Below are 6,000 nucleotides of genomic sequence, written 5' to 3'. Positions count from 1 at the left end.
GGCGAATAAAGAGCTATCTATCCATACGGTTCAGGATGCGTTCCATTGTCTGGACAAAAAAGAACATCTCTTGGTTCTCAATGCCCTCTTAGGTGATTATGGAAATCCTCGTTTTCTAAAACGCTTAAAAAAAGAAATTACTCTGGAGCAGTTGGAATTAAATGTTCCGCAACACCATTCCTTAACGCCGTACTTAATTGAGTTTTACCTGTCGACCTCTCTTTCTTTATTTCGTCTTTGGCTCCAGCAGCAAAAGGATTTATCGTCAGAAGAATTTTTCAAGTTAGTGCACAACCTATATACAAATGGGATAACGCCCTATTCTAATAATTGAATTTACCATTCAAACCCAATCATTGTGTAGCACAATTAAAAGGCTCGCATAGGCTTGTTTACACTTTGTTTTCCATAGAGAGTGACCTGCCCTGCTCCTATAGTCCAATATTACGCTTCACCCGCAGATGCGGAGCCGCCCGGCTTCTTAGGTTCGCTGCATTTCGCCTTGACGCTATAGATTGCCTGCTTGTTGCGCTCTCCCCATTCCTTCATCGCAATAATGATCGGCCCGAGCGATTGCCCAAATTCGGTCAAGGAATAATCGACACGCGGCGGGATCTGTTTATATATCTCACGGTGGACGATGCCGTACTCCTCCAGTTCGCGGAGCTGCAGCGTAAGCATGCGCTGAGTGACCTCCGGCTGCAGCCGGCGGAGTTCATTATATCTTTTTGTCCCGGATAGCAAATGATACAGGATTACCCCCTTCCATTTACCGCCGATGACCTCCAGCGTGACGCTGACGGGGCATCCGGAATATGGCTGATTGTCCACCTCTGCGAATGTCATGATCATGCTCCCCTTTCCATTAGGCACAAAATGGTTCCTATACAACATAAATGTGCGTACTTGCTACAATGTTAGGTAAAGATTACACTCCTCCCATACCCTAAATCAACCCATTGGAGGAACAATTATGTCTACAGCTGACGCCAACATTGTTCGCAGCCGCAAATCTAACCGCCGCTTCGACCCTAATCGCCCCATTCCCGACAAGCTGCTCCGCGAACTGCTCGAAGATGCGCTCCGTTCTCCATCCTGGTCCAACACTCAGCCATGGGAGGTGTACGTAGTGACCGGTGCTGCTCTGGAGCGGCTTCGTCTCTCCTATCTGGAAGCACATGACCGGTCTGAACCCTACGCCCCGGAGGTCCCTATGCCGCAGACATGGCCGGAGGACTTGCAGGACCGCAGCCGCCGCAACAGCATCCGTCTGTTCGAGAATGTCGGTATTGCCCGCGAGGATCAGGAAGCGAGAGCAGCCAACTGGCGCAATAATTTCCAGTTCTTCAATGCTCCGGCGCTGGCCATTCTATGCCAGGACCGCACGCTGACCGAATGGTCGGTCATGGACCTGGGCACCTTCGGGGGCTATCTCATGCTGGCGGCAGAGCAGCACGGCATTCAGTCCGTGCCGGCCTTCAGCTCCGTCGCTTATCCGAAGCTGCTGCGTGCGGAGCTGGATATTCCCGAGCATCTCCTAATCCGCACCGGCATCCTGCTCGGTTACGCGGAGGAAGATCATCCTTATAACCGGCATGTGTCGGAACGCGAGCCGCTCGAACGTCTGGTGCATTTTAAACAATAAGTGTTCATAACCGCATCCATCAATTACAAGCATATAAAAGGCCCATCTCAGCTATATTTCAAGCTAAATGGGCCTGATTTTTCGTATCAACAATATTCCCCTTTAATTACAAAAAACGAACCTCGAATTGTTCCGGCCAACTTGGACTTCTGTCTGGCAAACTTAAACTTCGCCTCCAACTCCTTTGGTATCTCCATCCCCTCAGAGAGCTTAAAGCCAACAGCCCGCTTCTTAGGGTCATCAACCGTATACAAGACGTTGACCTCCAGACCATCCTCAAAAAAGACGTAGGTCCATTTGATATTTTCCACTTGAAAACGCGATGTTTCCAATGGCTTTGCCGCAAACTCGATATCACGCTCTTCTTTCAAAATCCGGAAGACATAATCAAGGTCCTCCTGGCTTTCGCTAGCCGGTACAACCGTAAATTCATGCTTGTATTTGTTCATAAAGTAACGGGCTTCATTCGCGCGTAGCCCGGCAAGCGCATCTGCTACAGGTGATGACTCTAGGCCAACCGTAGACACATTTTTAAAATCAACGATATACGACATTTCCAGCCCTCCATGCTCTCATTATTTCCTAACAACAGGAATCCACATTTCACCAAAAACCAGGCCGTTTCGCTCTCCCATCATAACCGCTGCATTGGGTCCGCCAACATAGGCATAATTTTTAGCTTCCGGCAGGGCTTGACCGAAGGCGATACCGGCGAGCTTATTGTTCAATTCCTCTGCCGTCTTCCCGTCCCCTTTGACAACCAGGTATTCCCCATTAGGAAACTGGATAACCCTTGACCCCTCCGATGCCGGCGCCGATGTCTCGGTCATGACGCCAGCGTAAAACATCATCTTGTTATTCACCGCTTCGTTCACGGCAAAAATGTAGTCATTTTCAGCCAAGGCTTTTAGAGCGTCAAGCCGGCCATCTTCGCTGACTGCCTCCCAGAAGTCCGACTTTTCCTTATTGATTCCAGCGAAGTCGGTGTAATGGCTCTTAAGCTCAGTTCCAAGACCAAAAACGGTGAAGCTGCTTTTTTCTTCCAGTACATAATCGGCCATATTCATAACCTTCCTTCTTTTTTATTTATTTCATGCTTGGTCTTCTTCACTTGATGAGTATATGATAGCCTTAAATCATGTCAAAAAATGATACTGTTAGGAGTTCTGATGAAAAAAATTGAGCGGATTAACACCATCATGCGGTATATCAACAACCGGTCCCACTTCACCATTTCTGAAATCATGCGGGAATTCCATATCTCCCGTTCGACAGCTATTCGGGATATCAGGGAAATCGAGGCCCTGGGGATGCCGCTTGTCGCTGAAGTTGGAAGGGATGGGGGATATTTTGTCATGCACAACTCTCTCCTGCCAAATGTACGTTTTACAGATAATGAGGTCAAAGCGCTCTTCATTGCCTTTATGGCGACAAGAAATGCACAACTCCCCTATCTCAAGAGTCGCCAATCTTTGGCAGAAAAATTACTGGGCCTCATCTCTAACAACCAGCAGGATGACCTTGTCCTTCTGAATCAAATCCTGCTGTTTGAAGGAACCAACCCGCATAATCCCGACCTTCTTGAGCTTTCAGACCTCCCCCGCCCCATGCTGGAGAAGCTCATCCAAAACCTGCTTATGGATCGCTATTTATGGATTACCCTCGAAGAGGAGAAGAGCACCAAGTCATACGCAATTTATCTCCTGCGCCTTTATCATGAGAAAAGCCAATGGCTGATTGAGGGCTTTGACTTAAAGGAAGAACGGAAGCAGCTCCTTCCTGTGGACCAGCTCACCGATGTCAGACCCTACCCGGCGAAAAAAGGGTTAGCCAAGAAAAAGATTCTAGAAAAATTAAGCCGGCAGGAAGAAGAAATCAACCTTGTCCTTGAGCTCGGACCCACAGCAATTGCACAGTACAAGAAATACCATCCATATAAAGTTTCCATTTCCTTTACGAATCCTTACCAGGCAACAGCCATCCTAAAGACCTTTATCCATGTGAACAAGCCCGAAGAATTGACCGAAATGACCAATTGGCTTCTTTTCCTGGGTGAAGATATCAAGGTCAGGGAAGCGCCGGAAGCAGTCCTGGAAGGTTTACAAGAGAGAGCAGCTCGGCTTAACATGTTCTGGGGCGACAGCTAAATTCGAAAATCTCATTAACAGCTTGGGTGTACCCGCCTGCTCTTCGAAAGGATTTCCCAATATCGGCAGCAGCTTCTTTGTAAGAAGATCGGCTTAACACATGAACTACGGCATCACTCAGTTGATGTGCAGTCAAGCCTTGCATTTGTAATGTAATCCCTGCTCCGACTTTGGCTACTTGTTCTGCAATAATCGGCTGATCCGCGCTTTGCGGGATTACAATTAACGGAACTCCGTAATAGAGACCTTCATGGACACTGTTCATTCCACCATGTGTAATAAATAATTGGGCGGATTGCAGCACATCCATTTGTGGAACGTAATTTTTTACGATGAAATTTTCATGGATTTCGCCTAAATCAGAAGTTTGTACCTTATCCCCGACAGCCATAACAACCGTATGATCAGTGTTCCCAAATGCCTCTAAACAAAGCTTATAGAAATCCACTGCCTGGTTAAAAACCGTACCAAGTGAGATGTAAATGGGCTGGCTCCCCATGATTGCAGTAAAGTCAAAGGTTTCTCGCGCTAACCGTGAAGAAATGGATGGACCTACAAATTTATAAGTCGGGGCAAAGGCTTCTCCGGATGGCTGAAACTCCCTCGTTGTATAAACGATTGTGAGCGGCGCAGGATTACAGAACACCTCGTAAGGAGAGTGAATCTCCACACCGTATTTTTCCTTGATCATGACCGTCAGGCTGTGGAATTTATCGTTTATGGGTTTGACTATTTCATTAGGGGCTTGCATTAGGTTTTTTTCCATTATTGCATCGAATGATTCTTTGGTCTGGGCAAAAGAAGTGCAGGAGCAAATTGCAGGAAGCTTAAGGATCTGGGCAAGCAACCGCCCGCAGCCGAACATCGAATCATGGATCATGTAATCAAAATGCTCACCCTGGATCTGTTCAAGAACGCTTGGTATAACGATCTCTGACGTAAGCAGAAGACCGTTGACTCTTTCGAGCACATAATTCCGGCCGCCTGAGATAAAAGCTCTAATAAATTTTTGATCGTCAAAAGTCCGTACTGAAGCTCCCGCCTTCTCCAAACGCTCCCGAAACGCTTCTATACAGAAGTACATGACCTCTTCCCCACGCGAAACAAGCTCCTGCACAACTCCAATCGTTGGGTTGATATGCCCCTCTGATCCGCCATTTATAAATAGAACGCGCGCCATTCTCCCCCTCCTCAGATATGCTGTAACCCATTGCCAGCCTTCAGCCATTGCTTTCACGTATAAGTAAGTCCCATGAGATTCAGAACTAAGGTCGGCAGCTCATTGCAGCAAAAAATTTGGTTATGTCTGCTTTAGTATTCTCCTTTAATGATAAAAGCGAACCTCAAATTGTCCAGCATTTACTTCATTATTGGAACGCAAAAAAAGCCCCATCCCTTAACGGACGGAGTTGCTCTGCGGTACCATCCTGATTGATGTTAAACGCCCTCTTAGTCATCGTCCAACAGCGATGCTTCTTTGTAACGGCAAAATCCCGGGTCCGTCTACTATTATTTCGGAGTCCTGCCTTTCCCCGCCGATAACGAATAGCCCCCTTGGACCCTCCAAAAGGGCTGTTTCTCTTGCGCTTACAGTGATTCACCTGAAGTACCGGCTGCTCCGGGCGGCGTCATTAGGCCTTGAACGGCGCCGAGAAACGGGCGGATAGACTTGATCATGCCGTACCCCATCTTCACCACCGGGACAAATCGTTGGATCGTGCCGAATAACCGTATGCCGCCACCCAACGCACCTCCGAGCGATCCCATTGCAGCGCCACCAAGCCCACCGACACCGCCTAATCCCCCAAACAACGAGCCCATTATCGGTAGAAAGGCCGATACCTGAGCCTCTGGTTTACGGGAGCGGGAACGGACTGAATATTTGCGCGACCGGGAACGAACTGATGGCTTGCGCGAGCCATTTCTACGGCTGCCCGAGGCATGGGAACCGGCTTTGCTCTGCATAGGCCGCCGGGAGTGTTGTTTCCCGGATGAGGTGCTCGGCTGAGCCAAGGCGCCGGCCAGCGTCAAGACGCCACTGTTAACATCGGCAATGTAGCCAACGTAGGTCTTTCCGCTATGCAGAGTAATGCATACCGGCCGCCCCTGCAAATGTTTGGCCTGTTCGAACACCCCTTTGGATTGTGCCATGGAAGTTCACCTCTCCTCACTGATTATAATTCATTGTACGCCAAGGACAGAGTGCCT

General features: G+C 48.4%; 7 protein-coding genes and 1 pseudogene. 3 read left to right on the top strand and 5 right to left on the bottom strand.

The genetic code is table 11. The annotated features are described in order from the left end of the window. A pseudogene (locus KIH86_RS28535) lies at positions 1-334 on the top strand (TetR/AcrR family transcriptional regulator); the annotation flags it as partial. A gap of 110 nt (positions 335-444) precedes the next feature. On the opposite strand, the gene KIH86_RS28530 reads toward KIH86_RS28535, so the two are convergent. Continuing rightward, positions 445-846 carry a winged helix-turn-helix transcriptional regulator gene (locus KIH86_RS28530; RefSeq protein WP_223083124.1) on the bottom strand — a complete coding sequence of 134 codons (402 nt, stop codon included), beginning with the start codon at positions 844-846 and terminating at the stop codon, positions 445-447. 127 nt (positions 847-973) lie between these two features. Between KIH86_RS28530 and KIH86_RS28525 the strand changes: the two genes are divergently transcribed. After that, positions 974-1,645, top strand: coding sequence for a nitroreductase (locus tag KIH86_RS28525; protein WP_223083125.1), 672 nt, complete (start codon positions 974-976; stop codon positions 1,643-1,645). A gap of 86 nt (positions 1,646-1,731) precedes the next feature. Here KIH86_RS28525 and KIH86_RS28520 read toward each other — a convergent pair whose 3' ends face one another. Further along, on the bottom strand, positions 1,732-2,199 hold the full coding sequence (locus KIH86_RS28520) for a phage tail protein (protein WP_223083126.1): 468 nt from the start codon (positions 2,197-2,199) through the stop codon (positions 1,732-1,734). 21 nt (positions 2,200-2,220) lie between these two features. Continuing rightward, positions 2,221-2,706, bottom strand: coding sequence for a GyrI-like domain-containing protein (locus tag KIH86_RS28515; RefSeq protein WP_223083127.1), 486 nt, complete (start codon positions 2,704-2,706; stop codon positions 2,221-2,223). Positions 2,707-2,814: 108 nt separating this feature from the next. Here KIH86_RS28515 and KIH86_RS28510 point away from each other — a divergent pair, with 108 nt between their 5' ends. Further along, positions 2,815-3,792, top strand: a complete 978-nt coding sequence (locus KIH86_RS28510; protein ID WP_223083128.1) for a helix-turn-helix transcriptional regulator — start codon at positions 2,815-2,817, stop codon at positions 3,790-3,792. On the opposite strand, the gene KIH86_RS28505 is transcribed toward KIH86_RS28510, so the two are convergent. Both KIH86_RS28505 and KIH86_RS28500 read right to left on the bottom strand, forming a co-directional pair. Beyond that, positions 3,767-4,972, bottom strand: a complete 1,206-nt coding sequence (locus tag KIH86_RS28505) for a macrolide family glycosyltransferase (protein WP_223083129.1) — start codon at positions 4,970-4,972, stop codon at positions 3,767-3,769. The genes KIH86_RS28510 and KIH86_RS28505 overlap by 26 nt on opposite strands. A gap of 407 nt (positions 4,973-5,379) precedes the next feature. Then, positions 5,380-5,943: a hypothetical protein gene (locus tag KIH86_RS28500; protein WP_223083130.1), complete on the bottom strand. Its 564-nt coding sequence runs from the start codon at positions 5,941-5,943 to the stop codon at positions 5,380-5,382. Positions 5,944-6,000 lie beyond the last annotated feature (57 nt).

The sequence above is a fragment of the Paenibacillus sinensis genome (assembly GCF_019904155.1).
GTDB classification, from domain to species: domain Bacteria; phylum Bacillota; class Bacilli; order Paenibacillales; family Paenibacillaceae; genus Paenibacillus_AQ; species Paenibacillus_AQ sinensis.
The sequence above is the reverse complement of the archived record's forward strand: the minus strand, read 5'-3'. Positions and strand labels throughout refer to the sequence as shown.

Bases quoted from the DNA above. Each gene is read 5' to 3' on its own strand.
- KIH86_RS28510 (WP_223083128.1), top strand. From the start codon at position 2,815: ATGAAAAAAATTGAGCGGATTAACACCATCATGCGGTATATCAACAAC.
- KIH86_RS28525 (WP_223083125.1), top strand. From the start codon at position 974: ATGTCTACAGCTGACGCCAACATTGTTCGCAGCCGCAAATCTAACCGC.
- KIH86_RS28530 (WP_223083124.1), bottom strand. From the start codon at position 846: ATGACATTCGCAGAGGTGGACAATCAGCCATATTCCGGATGCCCCGTC.
- KIH86_RS28520 (WP_223083126.1), bottom strand. From the start codon at position 2,199: ATGTCGTATATCGTTGATTTTAAAAATGTGTCTACGGTTGGCCTAGAG.
- KIH86_RS28505 (WP_223083129.1), bottom strand. From the start codon at position 4,972: ATGGCGCGCGTTCTATTTATAAATGGCGGATCAGAGGGGCATATCAAC.
- KIH86_RS28500 (WP_223083130.1), bottom strand. From the start codon at position 5,943: ATGGCACAATCCAAAGGGGTGTTCGAACAGGCCAAACATTTGCAGGGG.
- KIH86_RS28515 (WP_223083127.1), bottom strand. From the start codon at position 2,706: ATGGCCGATTATGTACTGGAAGAAAAAAGCAGCTTCACCGTTTTTGGT.